The sequence below is a fragment of the Aeromonas finlandensis genome (assembly GCF_000764645.1).
Classification (GTDB): Bacteria; Pseudomonadota; Gammaproteobacteria; order Enterobacterales; family Aeromonadaceae; genus Aeromonas; species Aeromonas finlandensis.
The window spans coordinates 29,156-48,431 of sequence record NZ_JRGK01000021.1; the positions used below are offsets into that span (position 1 = coordinate 29,156).

Annotated in this window: 17 protein-coding genes and 1 tRNA gene; all 18 read left to right on the forward strand. The window is 54.8% G+C overall.

Features of this window, described 5'->3' with window-relative positions; translation table 11 throughout:
- Positions 1-9: 9 nt before the first annotated feature.
- The 18 genes from tuf to fusA all read left to right on the forward strand — a co-directional run bounded on the left by tuf (position 10) and on the right by fusA (position 19,157).
- Entirely contained in the window at positions 10-1,194 is a 1,185-nt protein-coding gene (tuf, locus tag LD28_RS0101750) for an elongation factor Tu (protein ID WP_033135315.1), read from the forward strand.
- A gap of 53 nt (positions 1,195-1,247) precedes the next feature.
- Positions 1,248-1,324 (forward strand) — tRNA-Trp (locus LD28_RS0101755).
- Between the two features lie 60 nt (positions 1,325-1,384).
- Entirely contained in the window at positions 1,385-1,756 is a 372-nt protein-coding gene (secE, locus tag LD28_RS0101760) for a preprotein translocase subunit SecE (RefSeq protein WP_005306322.1), read from the forward strand.
- A gap of 9 nt (positions 1,757-1,765) precedes the next feature.
- On the forward strand, positions 1,766-2,317 hold the full coding sequence (gene nusG, locus LD28_RS0101765) for a transcription termination/antitermination protein NusG (protein WP_005306318.1): 552 nt from the start codon (positions 1,766-1,768) through the stop codon (positions 2,315-2,317).
- A gap of 134 nt (positions 2,318-2,451) precedes the next feature.
- Entirely contained in the window at positions 2,452-2,880 is a 429-nt protein-coding gene (gene rplK / locus LD28_RS0101770; RefSeq protein WP_026456244.1) for a 50S ribosomal protein L11, read from the forward strand.
- 4 nt (positions 2,881-2,884) lie between these two features.
- Positions 2,885-3,586, forward strand: a complete 702-nt coding sequence (rplA, locus tag LD28_RS0101775) for a 50S ribosomal protein L1 (RefSeq protein WP_033135316.1) — start codon at positions 2,885-2,887, stop codon at positions 3,584-3,586.
- A gap of 256 nt (positions 3,587-3,842) precedes the next feature.
- On the forward strand, positions 3,843-4,343 hold the full coding sequence (rplJ, locus tag LD28_RS0101780; RefSeq protein ID WP_033135317.1) for a 50S ribosomal protein L10: 501 nt from the start codon (positions 3,843-3,845) through the stop codon (positions 4,341-4,343).
- A gap of 51 nt (positions 4,344-4,394) precedes the next feature.
- The gene (rplL, locus tag LD28_RS0101785; protein ID WP_033135318.1) at positions 4,395-4,757 is read left to right on the forward strand and encodes a 50S ribosomal protein L7/L12; all 363 of its coding nucleotides are present in this window, start codon (positions 4,395-4,397) and stop codon (positions 4,755-4,757) included.
- A gap of 224 nt (positions 4,758-4,981) precedes the next feature.
- Positions 4,982-9,010 carry a DNA-directed RNA polymerase subunit beta gene (gene rpoB / locus LD28_RS0101790; RefSeq protein WP_081959381.1) on the forward strand — a complete coding sequence of 1,343 codons (4,029 nt, stop codon included), beginning with the start codon at positions 4,982-4,984 and terminating at the stop codon, positions 9,008-9,010.
- A gap of 91 nt (positions 9,011-9,101) precedes the next feature.
- Positions 9,102-13,406, forward strand: coding sequence for a DNA-directed RNA polymerase subunit beta' (gene rpoC, locus LD28_RS0101795; protein WP_033135319.1), 4,305 nt, complete (start codon positions 9,102-9,104; stop codon positions 13,404-13,406).
- 195 nt (positions 13,407-13,601) lie between these two features.
- A complete protein-coding gene (locus LD28_RS0101800) occupies positions 13,602-14,318 on the forward strand; it encodes a helix-turn-helix transcriptional regulator (RefSeq protein ID WP_033135320.1) in 717 nt (238 codons plus the stop codon).
- Between the two features lie 24 nt (positions 14,319-14,342).
- Positions 14,343-14,723, forward strand: a complete 381-nt coding sequence (locus LD28_RS0101805) for a RidA family protein (protein ID WP_033135321.1) — start codon at positions 14,343-14,345, stop codon at positions 14,721-14,723.
- Positions 14,724-14,807: 84 nt separating this feature from the next.
- On the forward strand, positions 14,808-15,200 hold the full coding sequence (tusD, locus tag LD28_RS0101810; protein WP_033135322.1) for a sulfurtransferase complex subunit TusD: 393 nt from the start codon (positions 14,808-14,810) through the stop codon (positions 15,198-15,200).
- A 9-nt stretch (positions 15,201-15,209) separates the two neighbouring features.
- Positions 15,210-15,569, forward strand: coding sequence for a sulfurtransferase complex subunit TusC (tusC, locus tag LD28_RS0101815; protein ID WP_033135323.1), 360 nt, complete (start codon positions 15,210-15,212; stop codon positions 15,567-15,569).
- Positions 15,570-15,576: 7 nt separating this feature from the next.
- The gene (gene tusB, locus LD28_RS0101820; protein ID WP_033135324.1) at positions 15,577-15,855 is read left to right on the forward strand and encodes a sulfurtransferase complex subunit TusB; all 279 of its coding nucleotides are present in this window, start codon (positions 15,577-15,579) and stop codon (positions 15,853-15,855) included.
- Positions 15,856-16,037: 182 nt separating this feature from the next.
- Positions 16,038-16,412 (forward strand): 30S ribosomal protein S12, encoded by a 375-nt coding sequence (rpsL, locus tag LD28_RS22065; protein ID WP_005306278.1) that lies wholly within the window; start codon positions 16,038-16,040, stop codon positions 16,410-16,412.
- Between the two features lie 93 nt (positions 16,413-16,505).
- On the forward strand, positions 16,506-16,976 hold the full coding sequence (rpsG, locus tag LD28_RS0101830; RefSeq protein ID WP_005339911.1) for a 30S ribosomal protein S7: 471 nt from the start codon (positions 16,506-16,508) through the stop codon (positions 16,974-16,976).
- A gap of 75 nt (positions 16,977-17,051) precedes the next feature.
- Complete coding sequence (gene fusA / locus LD28_RS0101835) at positions 17,052-19,157, forward strand: elongation factor G (protein WP_033135325.1); 2,106 nt, start codon at positions 17,052-17,054, stop codon at positions 19,155-19,157.
- Positions 19,158-19,276 lie beyond the last annotated feature (119 nt).

Here is a 19,276-nt window from a genome sequence, read left to right on the forward strand (position 1 = left end):
GGGACGATCATGTCTAAAGAAAAATTTGAGCGTAATAAACCGCACGTTAACGTGGGTACCATCGGCCACGTTGACCACGGTAAAACCACCCTGACTGCAGCTATCACCAACGTGCTGGCCAAGCACTTCGGTGGTAAAGCTTTCGCCTTCGACCAGATCGACAAGGCACCGGAAGAGCGTGAGCGTGGTATCACCATCAACACCTCCCACGTAGAATACGACACCGCTACCCGTCACTACGCACACGTAGATTGCCCGGGTCACGCCGACTACGTTAAAAACATGATCACCGGTGCTGCCCAGATGGACGGCGCGATCCTGGTAGTAGCAGCGACTGACGGCCCGATGCCGCAGACTCGTGAGCACATCCTGCTGGGTCGTCAGGTTGGTATCCCGTACATGATCGTGTTCATGAACAAGTGTGACATGGTTGATGACGAAGAGCTGCTCGAACTGGTAGAGATGGAAGTTCGTGAACTGCTGACCGAGTATGACTTCCCGGGTGATGACCTGCCGGTAGTTCGTGGTTCCGCGCTGAAAGCGCTGGAAGGCGACGCTGCATGGGAAGAGAAGATCATCGAGCTGGCTGGCCACCTGGATACCTATATCCCGGAGCCGGAGCGCGCAATTGACCTGCCGTTCCTGATGCCTATCGAAGACGTATTCTCTATCGCTGGCCGTGGTACCGTAGTTACCGGTCGTGTAGAGCGCGGTATCGTTAAAGTAGGTGAGACCGTAGAAATCGTTGGTATCAAAGATACCGTTTCTACCACCTGTACCGGTGTTGAAATGTTCCGTAAGCTGCTGGACGAAGGTCGTGCAGGCGAGAACATCGGCGCGCTGCTGCGTGGTGTTAAGCGTGAAGACGTAGAGCGTGGTCAGGTGCTGGCCAAGCCGGGTTCTATCAAGCCGCACACCAAGTTTGAATCTGAAGTGTACGTACTGTCCAAAGAAGAAGGTGGTCGTCATACCCCGTTCTTCAAAGGCTACCGTCCGCAGTTCTACTTCCGTACAACCGACGTGACCGGTACCATCGAACTGCCGGAAGGCGTAGAGATGGTAATGCCGGGCGACAACATCAAAATGGTTGTTACCCTGATTGCGCCGATCGCGATGGACGACGGCCTGCGTTTCGCTATCCGTGAAGGTGGCCGTACCGTAGGTGCTGGTGTTGTAGCCAGCGTAATCGCTTAATCTTTGGCTTACATAAATAAAGCAAAGCCCCTATAATAGGGGCTTTCTTGTGTAGGGGCGTAGTTCGAATTGGTAGAACAGCGGTCTCCAAAACCGATGGTTGCGGGTTCGAGTCCTGCCGCCCCTGCCATATACCTCGTCTCGTACGGGGCTTTTGTGTCTTTGGTTACGTCAGATACAGGTGGGTTGTATGAGTGTTAGTTCTGAGAGCCAGGGCGGAAGCAAGGATACCCTGCTTTGGGGCCTGGTTTTCATTATCCTGGCGGCCGCTGTAGTGGGTAATTACCTGCTCAACGATGTTGTCGCTGCCGTCCGCGCCCTGGGTGTGGTCGTTGTCATTGCTGCTGCTGGTGCAGTAGCCCTGCAAACCACCAAGGGAAAGGCAACACTGGCATTCGCCCGTGAGTCTCGCCTGGAAGTCCGCAAGGTCGTATGGCCGACCCGTCAGGAAGCCATTCAGACAACCCTGATTGTGCTGGCGGTGACCGCCGTGATGGGGCTGCTGCTGTTCGTTCTGGACGGTGCCTTGGTCTGGTTGGTCAACCTGATTACCGGTGTGTAAGGATAAGCCATGACTGAACAACGTGAACAACGTATGAGATGGTATGTCGTGCAGGCTTTTTCCGGCTATGAAGGCCGTGTAGCCAAGTCCCTGCGCGAGCATATCAAGATGCATGGCATGGAAGACATGTTCGGTGAAGTACTGGTCCCGACTGAAGAAGTGGTCGAGATGCGTGCTGGCCAGAAGCGCAAGAGTGAGCGCAAGTTTTTCCCGGGTTATGTCCTGGTCCAGATGATCATGGATGAAACCACATGGCACCTGGTGCGTAACGTACCGCGTGTGATGGGCTTCATCGGCGGCACTTCCGACCGCCCGGCACCGATCTCCGACAAAGAGGCCGATGCTATCCTGAACCGTCTGCAGGATGCCCACGACAAGCCGCGTCCGAAAACCCTGTTTGAACCGGGTGAAATGGTGCGGGTTGCCGATGGTCCGTTTGCCGACTTCAACGGTACCGTTGAAGAGGTCGATTATGAGAAGAGCCGCGTGAAGGTCTCTGTACTGATCTTCGGTCGTTCTACTCCTGTTGAACTGGATTTTGGTCAGGTCGAAAAGGGCTGATTGAATTCTGTACGTTTAACGGTTGTCAGGGGCAGCGAATATCTCTATAATTCGCTGCCCCTTTATTAGTTGGGGAGCCGTTTGCAGGAGCAAGTCTCCGAGGCGCTAGAACCCATTTTTGAGGTATTTTCCTAATGGCTAAGAAAGTCACAGCTTATATCAAGCTGCAGGTTGCTGCTGGTGCAGCCAACCCGTCTCCTCCCGTTGGTCCTGCACTGGGTCAACACGGTGTTAACATCATGGAATTCTGTAAGGCGTTCAACGCTCGTACAGAGAAGCTGGAAAAAGGTTCACCGACTCCGGTCGTGATCACCGTTTACAGCGACCGTTCCTTCACCTTCGAAACCAAGACTCCGCCTGCTTCCTTCCTGCTGAAGAAAGCTGCTGGTATCAAGTCTGGTTCTGCCAAGCCGAACAAAGACAAGGTTGGTAAGGTGACCGTAGCCCAGCTGCAAGAAATCGCCAAGACCAAAGAACCGGATATGACCGGTGCCGATCTGGATGCAAAAGTACGTTGCATCGCAGGCTCCGCTCGTTCCATGGGTCTGGTAGTGGAGGATTAAGACAATGGCTAAACTTTCCAAGCGTATGCGCGTTATTCGCGAAAAAGTTGACGGTACCAAAGAGTACTCCATCAACGAAGCCATTGCCCTGCTGAAAGAACTGGCTACTGCCAAGTTCGTTGAAAGCGTTGACGTTGCTGTCAACCTGGGTATCGACGCTCGTAAATCTGACCAAAACGTACGTGGTGCTACTGTACTGCCGCACGGTACCGGTCGTGATGTACGCGTTGCCGTATTTACTCAAGGTGCCAACGCCGAAGCAGCTAAAGCTGCCGGTGCTGACCTGGTAGGTATGGATGACCTGGCCGATCTGGTTAAGAAAGGCGAGATGAACTTCGACGTCGTGATCGCATCCCCGGATGCCATGCGCGTTGTTGGTCAACTGGGTCAAATCCTGGGCCCGCGCGGCCTGATGCCGAACCCGAAAGTTGGTACTGTAACTCCTAACGTTGCTGAAGCGGTCAAGAACGCTAAAGCTGGTCAGGTTCGTTACCGTAACGACAAGAATGGTATCATCCATACCACTCTGGGTAAGGTTTCTTTCGACGAAGTTCAGCTGAAAGAAAACTTGGAAGCTCTGCTGGTTGCCCTGAAAAAAGGCAAACCCTCTTCCGCCAAAGGCGTATTCATCAAGAAAGTCAGCATCTCCACCACTATGGGTGCCGGTGTTGCTGTAGACCAAGCTTCTCTGGAAGCTCAGGCCTAATTGATGGGTTTTACAAGGCGCAAAATTTAATCTATAATTTTGCGCCTTGATTGGTTGGGGGTTTCGACCTCCGTCCAAGACCGCAGGTGGCTGCAAAGCCTTAATGTTTCCTGCGTAGACGGTGCCGGAAACCCAGCGAGAAAGTTTCTTTCTCTTCTGGAATCCTGCTACCGCATCGTTCCCCTCTGTTGTAAAGGTAGGGGGGATGTGTCTGTACTGGGTCAATAGACCCGGATTCAATCCAGGAGTTAAGCCAATGGCATTGGGACTCGAAGACAAAAAGGCAATTGTTGCTGAAGTCAACGAAGCTGCCAAAGGCGCTCTGTCTGCAGTTGTAGCCGATTCTCGCGGTGTGACTGTAGATAAGATGACCGTCCTGCGTAAAACCGCTCGCGAAGCTGGTGTGTACATGCGCGTTGTGCGTAACACCCTGCTGCGTCGTGCAGTTGAAGGTACCGAATTCGAGTGCCTGAACAACGCATTTACCGGTCCTACCTTGATTGCTTTCTCTAACGAACACCCGGGCGCTGCTGCTCGTCTGTTCAAAGAGTTTGCCAAAGCGAACCAAAAGTTCGAAATCAAGGCTGGCGCTTTTAACGGTGAGTTTATCGCCGCAGCACAAATTGATCGTCTGGCCACGCTGCCGACCTACGACGAAGCGATTGCGAAGTTGATGGCGACTATGAAAGAAGCCTCTGCTGGCAAGCTGGTTCGTACCATCGCTGCTGTGCGTGATCAGAAGCAAGCTGCTGCTTGATTCTCGCCTATTTAGGCTGTTTGAGTTTATTCAACATCAGGAATTTTTGTCATGTCTATCACTAAAGACCAAATCATCGAAGCCGTTGCTTCCATGTCTGTAATGGAAGTTGTTGAGCTGATCGAAGCTATGGAAGAGAAGTTCGGTGTTTCTGCCGCTGTTGCTGTTGCTGCCGGTCCGGCTGCTGAAGCAGTAGAAGAGAAAACCGAGTTCGACGTAGTTCTGACCGCTGCTGGCGCCAACAAAGTTGCCGTCATCAAAGCCGTTCGTGGCGCTACCGGTCTGGGCCTGAAAGAAGCCAAAGATCTGGTAGAAGCTGCCCCGGCTAACCTGAAAGAAGGCGTGTCCAAGGACGAAGCTGAAGCTCTGAAGAAGCAGCTTGAAGAAGCTGGTGCTTCTGTTGAGATCAAATAATCTGCATTTATGTAGATTAGCCTGATAAAACAGGCTAGGGCTGGTGAATATTTGTTCACCAGCCTTTTTGCGCTGTAGACTGAGAGCATTTCACACCGTTTACGACTCTCGGTGCACCAGCAATCCGGACTGTTTCCATTCGTCCGGGCCAACACAAAACGGTGTTGAGACAGAGCTGTCCCGCGGGACAGAGTGGGTCACTTATCAGCGAGCTGAGGAACCCTATGGTTTACTCTTATACCGAAAAAAAACGCATTCGTAAGGACTTCGGTAAGCGAGACCAGGTACTGGACACGCCTTATCTGTTGTCCATTCAGCTGGACTCCTTCAAGCAGTTCATCGAGGCTGACCCGGAAGGTGAATATGGCCTAGAGGCCGCTTTCCGTAGCGTTTTCCCGATCACCAGTTACTCCGGTAGTGCTGAGCTTCAGTATGTCAGCTATCGCCTGGGTGAGCCGGTATTTGACGTAAAAGAATGCCAGATCCGTGGAGTGACCTACTCCGCGCCGCTGCGTGTCAAGCTTCGTATGGTTCTGTACGATCGTGAAGCAGCTGCCGGCACCGTCAAAGACATCAAGGAACAAGAAGTATACATGGGCGAAATTCCGCTCATGACCGAGAACGGCACCTTTGTTATCAATGGTACCGAGCGGGTTATCGTCTCCCAGCTGCACCGCAGCCCGGGCGTCTTCTTCGACCACGATAAAGGCAAAACTCATTCATCCGGTAAGGTACTGTATAACGCCCGCGTTATCCCCTACCGTGGTTCCTGGCTGGACTTCGAGTTCGATGCGAAAGACAACCTGTTTGTCCGTATCGACCGTCGTCGCAAACTGCCAGCATCCATTATTCTGCGCGCCCTGGACTTCAGTTCCGAACAAATCCTGGCTACCTTCTTCGAGACCATCGGTTTTGAAGTAAAAGATGGCAAGTTGATGATGGATCTGGTGCCGGAGCGTCTGCGTGGTGAAACTGCGACCTTTGACATCGTGGCCAATGGCGCCGTGGTGGTTGAGACCGGTCGTCGTGTGACTGCGCGTCACATCCGTCAGTTGGAAAAAGACGCCGTTACCCAGATTGAGGTACCGGTTGAGTATGTTGTTGGCAAAGTTGCTGCCAAGGACTACGCACATCCGCAAACTGGCGAGATGGTCGTGACCGCCAACCAGGCACTGAGCCTGGAAGCGATCGCCAACCTGTCCCAAGCCGGCTTCAAGCACTTCGAGGTTCTGTTCACCAACGAACTGGATCACGGTGCCTACATGTCCGAGACCCTGCGTGTCGACTCTAGCTCCAACCGTTTGGAAGCGCTGGTCGAGATCTATCGCATGATGCGTCCGGGCGAGCCACCTACTCGCGAAGCTGCAGAACAGCTGTTCGAAAACCTGTTCTTCTCCGCCGAGCGTTACGACCTGTCTACCGTAGGTCGGATGAAGTTCAACCGCCGTCTGGGTCGTGAAGACGAGACCGGCGTTGGCGTACTGACCAAAGACGACATCGTTGAAGTCATGAAGCGCCTGATCGACATCCGTAACGGCAACGACGAAGTGGACGATATCGACCACTTGGGTAACCGTCGTATCCGTTCTGTCGGTGAAATGGCCGAGAACCAGTTCCGCGTCGGTCTGGTGCGTGTCGAGCGTGCGGTCAAGGAGCGTCTCTCCTTGGGCGACCTGGACACCCTGATGCCGCAGGATCTGATCAACGCCAAGCCGATCTCCGCCGCAGTCAAAGAGTTCTTTGGTTCCAGCCAGCTGTCTCAGTTTATGGACCAGAACAACCCGCTCTCCGAAGTGACCCACAAGCGCCGTATCTCCGCGCTGGGCCCGGGCGGTTTGACTCGTGAGCGTGCCGGCTTTGAAGTCCGAGACGTGCACCCGACTCACTACGGTCGTCTGTGCCCTATCGAGACTCCTGAAGGTCCGAACATCGGTCTGATCAACTCTCTGTCCGTGTACTCTCGTACCAACGAGTATGGTTTCCTCGAGACGCCGTACCGCAAGGTCATTGACGGTGTGATCACCGACGAAGTGGACTATCTGTCTGCTATTGAAGAAGGCAAGTACGTGATCGCACAGGCTAACGCCGCGACCACCGAAGATGGCCGTCTGAAAGATGAATTGATCCCGTGCCGTCACAAAGGTGAATCCACCTTTATGAACGCCGACCAGATCCAGTATATGGACGTGAGCCCGCAGCAGATCGTATCTGTGGCAGCTGCTCTGATCCCGTTCCTGGAACACGATGACGCGAACCGCGCATTGATGGGTTCAAACATGCAACGTCAGGCTGTACCGACTCTGCGTGCTGACAAGCCGCTGGTAGGTACCGGTATGGAACGCGCTGTGGCCGTTGACTCCGGTGTAACCGTAGTAGCCAAGCGTGGCGGCGTAATCGACTATGTCGATGCCTCCCGTATCGTCCTGAAGGTCAATGAAGATGAGCTGATGCCAGGCGAAGCCGGTATCGACATCTACAACCTGACCAAATACACCCGTTCCAACCAGAACACTTGTATCAACCAGCGTCCTTGCGTGATGTTGGGTGAGCCGGTCATGGCTGGCGACGTACTGGCTGACGGCCCGTCCACCGATCTGGGTGAACTGGCGCTGGGTCAGAACATGCGTGTCGCGTTCATGCCGTGGAACGGTTACAACTTTGAAGACTCGATCCTGGTGAACGAGCGTGTTGTTCAGGAAGATCGCCTGACCACCATCCATATCCAGGAACTGGCCTGTATCTCCCGTGACACCAAGCTGGGTCCGGAAGAGATCACTGCTGACATCCCGAACGTGGGTGAAGCCGCTCTGTCCAAACTGGACGAGTCCGGTATCGTCTACGTGGGTGCCGAAGTGAAGGGCGGCGACATTCTGGTCGGTAAGGTAACACCGAAAGGTGAAACCCAGCTGACGCCGGAAGAGAAGCTGCTGCGCGCCATCTTCGGTGAGAAGGCCTCCGATGTGAAGGACTCCTCCCTGCGTGTACCGAACGGTGTGTACGGTACCGTGGTTGACGTGCAAGTCTTTACCCGCGATGGCGTGGAAAAAGACAAGCGTGCCAAAGAAATCGAAGAGATGCAGCTGAAGGAAGCGAAGAAGGACTTGACCGAAGAGTTCAAGATCCTGGAAGACGGCATTTTCGGCCGCTCCCGCAACCTGCTGCTGGCCGCCGGTTACAGCGAAGATCGTCTGAACAAGCTCGATCGCTCCAAGTGGTTTGAACTGGCCATCGAAGACGAAGGCAAGCAGACCGAACTGGAACAGATCGCTGAACAGCACATTGAGCTGAAAGCCGAGTTCGACAAGAAGTTCGAGAACAAGCGTCGCAAGATTATCCAGGGTGATGATCTGGCGCCGGGCGTACTGAAAATCGTCAAGGTTTATCTGGCAGTCAAGCGTCGCATCCAGCCGGGTGACAAGATGGCGGGCCGTCACGGTAACAAGGGTGTTATCTCCAAGATCTGTCCGGTCGAGGATATGCCTCATGACGAGTTCGGCCGTCCGGTCGACATCGTACTGAACCCGTTGGGCGTACCATCCCGTATGAACATCGGTCAGATCCTCGAAGTGCACCTGGGCCTTGCGGCCAAGGGTATCGGCGAGAAGATCGATCGCATGGTCAAAGAGCAGCGCGAGCTGCACGAGATGCGTAACTTCCTGCAGCAGGTCTATGACCTGGGCGAGAAGGACACCCAGCAAGTGAACATCGCCGAACTGTCTGACGACGACGTACGTACCCTGGTGGGTAACCTGCGTAAGGGTCTGCCGGTTGCTACTCCAGTGTTTGATGGTGCCAAAGAGCGCGAAATCAAAGCCCTGCTGAAGCTGGCCGATCTGCCGGAATCCGGTCAGATTGATCTGTTCGATGGCCGTACTGGTAACCGCTTCGAGCGTAAAGTAACCGTTGGTTACATGTACATGCTCAAGCTGAACCACTTGGTCGACGACAAGATGCACGCGCGTTCTACCGGTTCTTACAGCCTGGTTACCCAGCAGCCGCTGGGTGGTAAGGCTCAGTTCGGTGGTCAGCGTTTCGGTGAGATGGAAGTGTGGGCCCTGGAGGCTTACGGTGCGGCATATACCCTGCAGGAAATGCTGACCGTCAAGTCTGACGATGTGAATGGCCGTACCAAGATGTATAAGAACATCGTGGATGGCGACCACCGTATGGAGCCGGGCATGCCCGAATCCTTCAACGTATTGCTGAAGGAAATCCGCTCTCTGGGTATCAACATCGAGCTGGACGAAGAGTAAGAGCTCGCTCTTATTGTTCGAGAATTGACGTGGGCGCCCCGCTGTTTTGGCAGCCGGGGCGCCGAGGTTAGACTCCTGACAGGGGAAACACGTGAAAGACTTACTCAAGTTTTTGAAGGCTCAGACCAAGACCGAAGAGTTTGACAGTATCAAGATCGGTCTGGCCTCTCCTGACATGATCCGCTCCTGGTCATTCGGTGAGGTCAAAAAGCCTGAGACCATCAACTACCGGACTTTCAAGCCGGAGCGTGATGGTCTGTTCTGCGCCCGTATCTTCGGACCGGTGAAGGACTACGAGTGTCTGTGCGGCAAGTACAAGCGCCTGAAACACCGTGGTGTGATCTGTGAGAAGTGCGGCGTTGAAGTGACCCAGACCAAGGTCCGTCGTGAGCGTATGGGCCACATCGAGCTGGCCAGCCCGACTGCCCACATCTGGTTCCTGAAGTCCCTGCCGTCCCGTATCGGTCTGCTGCTGGACATGACCCTGCGCGACATCGAGCGCGTGCTTTACTTCGAATCTTTCGTAGTAATCGAGCCGGGCATGACCAACCTCGAACGCAGCCAGATGCTCTCTGAAGAGCAGTACCTGGATGCGCTGGAAGAGTGGGGCGACGAATTCGACGCCAAGATGGGTGCCGAAGCAATCCTGGCATTGCTGCGCGCCATCGATCTGGAAGGTGAAGTCAAAACCATGCGCGAGGAGCTGGATCAAACCAACTCCGAGACCAAGCGCAAGAAGACCACCAAGCGTCTGAAGCTGATGGAAGCTTTCCTGCAGTCCGGCAACAAGCCGGAGTGGATGATCATGACAGTGCTGCCTGTGCTGCCGCCGGACCTGCGTCCGCTGGTACCGCTGGACGGCGGCCGTTTCGCGACTTCCGATCTGAACGATCTGTACCGTCGCGTGATCAACCGTAACAACCGCTTGAAGCGTCTGCTGGATCTGGCTGCTCCGGACATCATCGTGCGCAACGAAAAGCGTATGCTGCAAGAGTCCGTCGATGCGCTGCTGGATAACGGCCGTCGTGGTCGTGCCATCACCGGTTCCAACAAGCGCCCGCTGAAATCCCTGGCCGACATGATCAAGGGTAAGCAAGGTCGTTTCCGTCAAAACCTGCTGGGTAAACGTGTCGACTACTCTGGTCGTTCCGTTATCACCGTAGGCCCGACCCTGCGCCTGCATCAGTGCGGTCTGCCGAAGAAGATGGCGCTGGAACTGTTCAAGCCGTTCATCTATGGCAAGCTGGAAACCCGCGGTCTGGCGACCACTATCAAGGCCGCCAAGAAGATGGTGGAGCGCGAGGAAGCTGTCGTTTGGGATATCCTGGACGAAGTGATCCGCGAGCACCCGGTGCTGCTGAACCGTGCACCGACCCTGCACCGTCTGGGTATCCAGGCATTCGAACCGACTCTGGTCGAAGGCAAGGCAATCCAGCTGCACCCGCTGGTTTGTGCTGCGTATAACGCGGACTTCGATGGTGACCAGATGGCGGTCCACGTACCGCTGACCCTGGAAGCCCAGCTGGAAGCGCGTGCGCTGATGATGTCTACCAACAACATCCTGTCGCCTGCCTCCGGTGAGCCGATCATCGTTCCTTCTCAGGACGTGGTCTTGGGTCTTTACTACATGACCCGTGCCCGTATCAACGCCAAAGGCGAAGGTATGGTGCTGGCCGGCCCGAAAGAAGCCGAGAAAGTTTATCGCGCCGGTTTGGCCGATCTGCATGCTCGCGTCAAAGTGCGTATCACCGAATATCTCCGTCAGGAAGATGATTCACTGGTTGAGCGCACCGAGATGAAGAACACCACCGTTGGTCGTGCGATCCTGAGCCTGATCCTGCCGAAAGGCATGGAATACGCCCTGATCGACGAACCGAAGGTGCTGACTGCTGCAGAGCAGGCTGACCTGGATGCCAATCCGCAGAACTGGATCAAATCCGTATCCAACAAGGCGCTGGGCAAAAAGCTCATCTCCCGTCTGCTGAACACCTGCTATCGCAAGCAGGGGCTGAAGGACACCGTTATCTTCGCTGACCAGCTGATGTATACCGGTTTCCACTATGCGGCCCTGTCCGGTGCTTCCGTTGGTATCGATGACATGGTCATCCCGGATGCCAAGAAAGACATCATTGCGGCAGCCGAAGCCGAAGTTGCCGAGATCCAGGATCAGTTCCTGTCAGGTCTGGTGACCGCGGGCGAACGCTACAACAAGGTTATCGATATCTGGGCCAGCGCCAACGAGCGCGTCTCCAAGGCCATGATGGAGAACTTGTCCAAAGAGCGTGACGTGAACTCGCTGGGTGAAGAAGAAGAGCAAGCATCGTTCAACAGCATCTTTATGATGGCCGACTCTGGTGCGCGTGGTTCCGCCGCCCAGATCCGTCAGCTGGCCGGTATGCGTGGCCTGATGGCCAAGCCGGATGGCTCCATCATCGAGACCCCGATCGTCGCGAACTTCCGCGAAGGTCTGAACGTATTGCAGTACTTTATCTCCACTCACGGTGCTCGTAAGGGTCTGGCGGATACCGCACTGAAGACTGCGAACTCCGGTTACCTGACTCGTCGTCTGGTAGACGTGGCACAAGACATGGTGATCACCGAGGACGATTGCGGCACTACCGAAGGTCTGTGGATGACTCCGCTGATCGAAGGTGGCGACGTCGTTGAGCCGCTGCGTGAGCGCGTGCTGGGTCGTGTCGTTGCTGATGACGTGATCAAGCCGGGTACTGAAGATGAAGTGCTGGTAGCACGTAACACCCTGCTCGACGAGCAGCTGTGTGACCTGCTGGAGCGCAACTCTGTTGACCGCGTGAAGGTACGTTCTGCCATCACCTGTGAAACCGACTTCGGTAACTGTGCTCACTGCTACGGCCGTGATCTGGCCCGTGGTCACCTGGTTAACAAAGGTGAGGCTGTCGGTGTTATCGCCGCCCAGTCCATCGGTGAACCGGGTACCCAGCTGACGATGCGTACTTTCCACATCGGTGGTGCTGCATCTCGTGCCGCTGCTGAAAGCAGCATCCAGGTCAAGAACACCGGTACCATCAAGCTGCAGAACGCCAAGTTCGTTCACAACAGCGATGACAAACTGGTTATCACCTCCCGTTCTACCGAACTGACCATCATGGATGACATGGGCCGTACCAAGGAAAGCCACAAGCTGCCTTACGGTTCCGTGCTGGAAGTGAAGGACAGCCAGGCTGTGAACGCTGGCGAGACCGTTGCCAACTGGGATCCGCACACCCACCCGATCATCACCGAAGTGGCAGGTCGCCTGCAGTTCGAACACATGATCGATGGCGTGACCATCACTCGTCAGACCGACGAGCTGACCGGTCTCTCTTCTATCGTCGTACTGGATGTCAACGAGCGTCCGAGTGCCGGTAAAGAGATGCGTCCGACCGTTAAACTGGTCGACCTGAACGGCAAAGACGTGATGATCCCGGGTACCGATGTAGCCGCCCAGTACTTCCTGCCGGGCAAGGCGATCGTGAACCTGGAAGATGGTGCCAACGTGGGTGTGGGTGACGCGGTAGCGCGTATCCCGCAAGAATCCGGCGGTACCAAGGACATCACCGGTGGTCTGCCGCGCGTTGCGGATCTGTTCGAAGCACGTCAACCGAAGGAACCGGCAATTCTGGCCGAGATCTCCGGTACCATCTCCTTCGGGAAAGAGACCAAGGGCAAACGCCGTCTGGTCATCACCCCGACCGATGGTGGCAACGTCTACGAAGAGATGATTCCGAAGTGGCGTAACCTGAACGTGTTCGAAGGTGAAAAAGTTGAGAAGGGTGAAGTGCTGGCGGACGGTCCTGAGTCTGCTCACGACATCCTGCGTCTGCGCGGTATCAGCCCGGTCGCCAACTACATCGCCAACGAAGTGCAGGACGTTTACCGTCTGCAAGGCGTTAAGATCAACGACAAGCACATCGAAGTCATCGTTCGTCAGATGTTGCGCAAGTGCGAGATCCTGACTGCTGGCGATACCGATCTGATCGAAGGCGAACAGGTTGAAGTTGCTCGCGTGAAGATTGCCAACCGTAAGCTGGTTGCCGAGGGCAAGACCCCTGCGACCTTCCGTCATGTACTGATGGGTATTACCAAGGCATCTCTGAGCACCGAGTCCTTCATCTCTGCGGCTTCCTTCCAGGAAACCACTCGCGTTCTGACCGAAGCCGCCGTTGGTGGCAAGCGTGATGAACTGCGTGGTCTGAAAGAGAACGTCATCGTGGGTCGTCTGATCCCGGCTGGTACTGGCTTCGCCTACCACCATAGCCGGATCAACCAGCGTGCCGCCGCAGCTCGTGCTGTTGGTACCCCGCAGGTGACCGCTGATGAAGCTCAACAGAACCTGGCGGATCTGCTGAACGCAGCCGGTAGCTTCGACGAAGAGTAACTCGTCATCCGTGATTAAAAAGGGCTCCTTCAAGGAGCCCTTTTTGTTGGCCAATTCCTCGGCAAAAGCCGATGCAGCGCGGTGTTGCAGGATGATCCAGAGCAAAGTTGTAGAGTAAAAAATCAAAAAAAGTTGACTTTACTCCCCTGCAATTTAAAACTCGGGAAAGTTGAATAGTTATTACAGGGGTAGAACATGACTGTCGGTATCGAGGAAGCGATGCTTCCCGAAGAACAGCTGATCAGCCGCACTTTTACAGATGAAGACAGGGAATTGTTGCACTCATACGATGGGCTCATCGATGGCTTGGCCGAATTGTTCGGCAAGCATTGTGAAGTGGTTCTTCACTCCCTGGAAAATCTGCACGAGTCGGTGATCAAGATTGCCAACGGATTCAATACCGGACGCACCCTCGGGGCGCCCATCACCGATCTGGCATTGCGAATGCTCAAGGATATCGAGAGCACCGGCCAGGATTACACCCAGAGCTATTTTGCCCGCAGTCGCACCGGGGCCCTGATGAAGTCGAGCACCATCGCCATTCGCAACAGCGAGCGCCAAGTGGTGGGTCTTATCTGCATCAACTTGCACATCAATGCGCCTTTCCACGAATTCGTGGCCGAATTTTTCCCGACGCCGCAGCAGGCAGCCCGCCAGTCACCAGAGACCTTCGCCAACAGTGTCGAAGAGCTGGTTGCCCAGACGGTGGATAACACCATCGACGAGATCAATCGCGATCCCACTGTGGCCAATAATGCCAAGAACCGTTTCATCGTGACCCAGTTGTTCGAGAAGGGGATCTTTGACATCAAGGACTCCATCAACCTGGTGGCGGACAAACTCAATATTTCGAAACATACCGTTTATCTCTACATCCGACAGCGCAAGCAGGGTGAGGACGAGAACGAGTAAATTATTCCAGAAGGGGTTAGATGAATGGCTAAAGAAGTTATTGCAACCGACAAGGCGCCTGCCGCAATTGGTCCGTATGTTCAGGCCACCAAGGTTGGCGAGATGATCTTCACCTCCGGGCAGATCCCACTCGATCCTGCCACCATGGAAATCGTGGCTGGCGGCATCGAAGAACAGGCCGAGCGGGTGATGAAGAATCTGGTTGCCGTTTTGAGCGCTGCCGGTGCCGATGCCAGCAAAGTGGTAAAAACCACCTGCTTCCTGAGCGACATGAATAACTTCGTTGCCTTCAACCAGGTCTATGCCCGCTACTTTGGCGATGCGGCGCCCGCCCGCTCCTGCGTGGAAGTGGCTCGTCTGCCGAAAGATGTGCTGGTCGAGGTCGAGGCGATTGCCCACCTCTGAGTAACACATCGTATCAAGCCCCTCCTGGCAGGGGCTTTTTTGTTTTTGGCGTAAAATGGACCGGGTCAGCACAGGAGTCCTGCTATGAGTCTGAGTTTTGCCATCCTAGTCACGGGGCCTGCCTACGGCACCCAGTCGGCCAGCACCGCCTATCGTTTTGCCCGCACGCTGTTGGCACAGGGGCATACCTTGTCCCACCTGTTCTTCTATCAGGATGGGGTCTGCAACAGCAACGGTCTGCATCTGCCTGCATCCGATGAGACCGACCTGGTGCGTCTGTGGCGAGAGCTGGCAGAAGAGCAGGGGATCCGTATCGACGTCTGTGTCGCCGCCGCCATGCGGCGCGGTGTGCTCGATGAGCAGGAGGCCAAGGGGGCAGGGCAGGCACACTTCAATCTGCAAGCGCCATTTTGCCTGAGCGGTCTGGGCCAGTTGGCTGAGGCGGCGCTCACCGCCGATCGGTTGGTTCAGTTCTAGGGAGTAGTCATGAGCAAGAAAATCGCCTTTATCTGCAGTCGTGGCCCCCATGGCCATGCCTCCGGCCGGGAAGGACTGGATGCCCTGCTGGCCACCTCGGCCATGACCGATGAACTGGCCCTCTTCCTGATTGGGGACGGTGTGCTGCAACTGCTCAAGGAGCAGCAGCCGGCCGCCATCTTGCAGCGCCACTACGCGCCCACCTTCAAAATGCTTGAACTCTACGACATCGAAGAGGTCTATGTTTGTGCTGACTCGCTGGCAGAGCGTGGCGTGACAGTGGATGATCTGCTGATCCCCGTTGAGAGTGTGTCGCGCCAGGAACTGGCTCGGCGCTGGGCACAATGTTCGACTCACATCAGCTTTTGAGGTCTCCATGTTGCATCTGATATTGAGCTCCCCTTTTCAGAGTCAGGCCCTGGCAGAGGCGCTCTCATACCTCCAGCCCGAGGATGAGCTGGTACTGCTGCAGGACGCCGTGATTGCGGCATCGGCTCCCCAGTGGAGCGAGCGGCTGTCGGGTATCCCGCTTTATGTGATGCAGGAAGATCTGCAAGCCCGCGGTTTGCATCATCGGGTGGGCATTGTGCTCGATATGGCGGGTCTGGTGGCACTGATTGCGCAAAAAGGTTCCCCGCGCACCTGGGGTGGCTGAGAAGCACATTTTCAAGAAAATTCAAGGTGATGTCGTGAAATCAAACGGATCCGAATTGTCCTTTTGTGACGCGAATTGTATAAATCTTGACTCCCCAGACAACAGGGCATAAAATTTCGCGTCCCCGTATCTGCGGGGAGGATTTTCCACACGTTTATGAAGTCATTATCAGGAGCCTTTTGATGGCAACTATTAACCAGTTGGTTCGCAAGCCACGCATCAAGCTCGTTGTGAAAAGCAACGTGCCGGCGCTGGAAGCGTGCCCTCAGAAGCGTGGCGTATGCACTCGTGTATATACCACCACCCCGAAGAAGCCTAACTCTGCACTGCGTAAAGTATGCCGTGTACGTCTGACCAACGGCTTCGAAGTCACCTCCTACATCGGTGGTGAAGGTCACAACCTGCAAGAGCACTCTGTTGTTCTGATCCGTGGCGGTCGTGTAAAAGACTTGCCAGGTGTTCGTTATCACACCGTTCGTGGTGCGTTGGACTGTGCCGGTGTTAAAGACCGTAAGCAGGCTCGCTCCAAGTATGGCGTGAAGCGTCCTAAAGCTTAATGGTTCTCCGTTAAGTAAGGCCAAACGTTAATTCGTTTCTAGTTAGATAGCTTTCTAGTTTTGGGTAATCCCTGAAGTTACGGAGAATTTGAAATGCCAAGACGTCGTGTTGTTGGTCAGCGTAAAATCCTGCCAGATCCCAAGTTCGGATCAGAGCTGCTGGCTAAATTTGTCAACGTAGTAATGGTTGACGGTAAGAAATCTGTTGCAGAAGCCATTGTTTATGGCGCCCTGGACATCATTGCCACCAAATCTGGCAAAGAGCACCTGGCCGTATTCGAAGAAGCTCTGGATAACATTCGTCCGGCGGTCGAGGTTAAATCTCGTCGCGTCGGTGGTGCAACCTATCAGGTGCCGGTAGAAGTTCGTCCGGTACGTCGTAATGCCCTGGCAATGCGCTGGTTGGTTGATGCCGCTCGTAAACGTGGTGAAAAATCAATGGCTCAGCGTCTGGCTGGCGAGCTGCTGGATGCCGCTGACAATAAGGGTTCGTCTGTCAAGAAACGTGAAGACGTTCACCGTATGGCTGAAGCGAACAAAGCCTTCGCTCACTTCCGCTGGTAATCCGCTTGCGCAGGGTCTTTTGGCTCTGCGCACCTTTAATTATCTAGGGACAAGCGCCTTAGTAAGAGGATGACAATGGCTCGTACAACCCCCATTGAGCGTTATCGTAACATCGGTATCTCCGCTCACATTGACGCCGGTAAGACTACTACTACCGAGCGCGTACTGTTTTATACCGGTGTAAGTCACAAGATCGGTGAAGTTCACGATGGCGCTGCCACCATGGACTGGATGGAACAGGAACAAGAGCGTGGTATCACCATCACCTCCGCCGCGACCACCGCTTTCTGGTCCGGTATGGGTAAACAGTTCCAACCGCACCGTATCAACATCATCGATACCCCGGGCCACGTTGACTTTACTATCGAAGTAGAGCGTTCAATGCGTGTTCTGGACGGTGCCGTGATGGTGTACTGTGCCGTAGGTGGCGTACAGCCACAGTCTGAAACCGTATGGCGTCAGGCTAACAAGTACAAGGTTCCCCGTATCGCGTTCGTCAACAAGATGGACCGTACCGGTGCCAACTTCCTGCGCTGCGTTGAGCACATCAAGACCCGTCTGAAAGGCGTTCCGGTTCCCCTTCAGCTGAACATCGGCTCTGAAGAGAACTTCAAGGGCGTTGTTGACCTGGTCAAGATGAAAGCCATCAACTGGAGCGAAGCTGACCAGGGCGTATCCTTCGATTACGAAGACGTCCCGGCTGAGCTGCTGGAACAGGCGCAAGAAATGCGCATGAATCTGGTTGAAGCCGCTGCTGAAGCGTCTGAAGACCTGATGGAAAAATACCTGGGCGGCGAAGAGCTGACCGAGGAAGAGATCAAGAAAGCTCTGCGTCAGCGTGTGCTGAACAACGAAATCATCCTGGTAACCTGTGGCTCCGCGTTCAAGAACAAGGGCGTACAGGCAATGCTGGATGCCGTTGTTGACTATCTGCCGGCTCCGACCGACGTAGCTGCTATCGACGGCCTGAAAATGGACGGCGAGACCAAAGACGAGCGTCATGCTTCTGATGACGAGCCGTTCTCTGCTCTGGCGTTCAAGATCGCTACCGACCCGTTCGTTGGTAACCTGACCTTCTTCCGCGTCTACTCCGGTGTTGTTAACTCCGGTGACACCGTGCTGAACTCCGTCAAGGACAAGCGCGAGCGTTTTGGCCGTATCGTTCAGATGCACGCCAACAAGCGCGAAGAGATCAAAGAAGTACGCGCTGGTGACATCGCTGCTGCTATCGGTCTGAAAGACGTGACCACTGGTGATACCCTGTGTGACCAGAATGCACCGATCATCCTCGAGCGTATGGAATTCCCGGAGCCGGTAATTTCTATCGCGGTTGAGCCGAAAACCAAGGCTGACCAAGAGAAGATGGGTCTGGCACTGGGCCGTCTGGCTCAGGAAGATCCGTCCTTCCGCGTATGGACTGACGAAGAGTCAGGTCAAACCATCATCGCCGGTATGGGTGAGCTGCACCTGGACATCATCGTTGACCGTATGCGTCGCGAGTTCAAGGTAGAAGCGAACGTAGGTAAGCCGCAGGTTGCCTACCGTGAAACCATTCGTACAACCGTTAAGGATGTCGAAGGTAAGCACGCCAAGCAGTCTGGTGGTCGTGGTCAGTACGGTCACGTTGTGATCGACATGTACCCGCTGGAAGAAGGCAAAGCCTACGAATTCGTCAACGACATCAAAGGTGGTGTCATTCCTGGTGAATTCATCCCGGGTGTTGATAAAGGTATCCGCGAGCAGCTCAAATCTGGTCCGCTGGCTGGTTACCCGGTTATGGATCTGGGTGTGCGTCTGCACTTCGGTTCTTACCACGATGTCGACTCTTCCGAACTGGCGTTCAAAATCGCTGCTTCCATGGCCTTTAAGGCTGGCTTCATGAAAGCCAACCCGGTTCTGCTCGAACCGATCATGAAAGTAGAAGTTGAAACTCCGGAAGATTACATGGGCGACGTTATCGGTGACCTGAACCGTCGTCGTGGCCTGATCGAAGGTATGGAAGATGGCCCGTCCGGCAAGATCGTACGTGCTCTGGTGCCGCTGGCCGAAATGTTCGGTTATGCAACTGCACTGCGTTCCGCTACCCAAGGTCGTGCTTCCTACGCCATGGAATTCGCCAAGTATCACGATGCACCGACCAACGTTGCACAAGCCGTGATCGAAGAGCGCAAATCCAAGTAATTTAAGATTCCCCGCCTACGACGGTAGGCGGGTTTAACCTAGAAGGACTACGTCGTGTCTAAAGAAAAATTTGAGCGTAACAAACCGCACGTAAACGTCGGCACCATCGGCCACGTTGA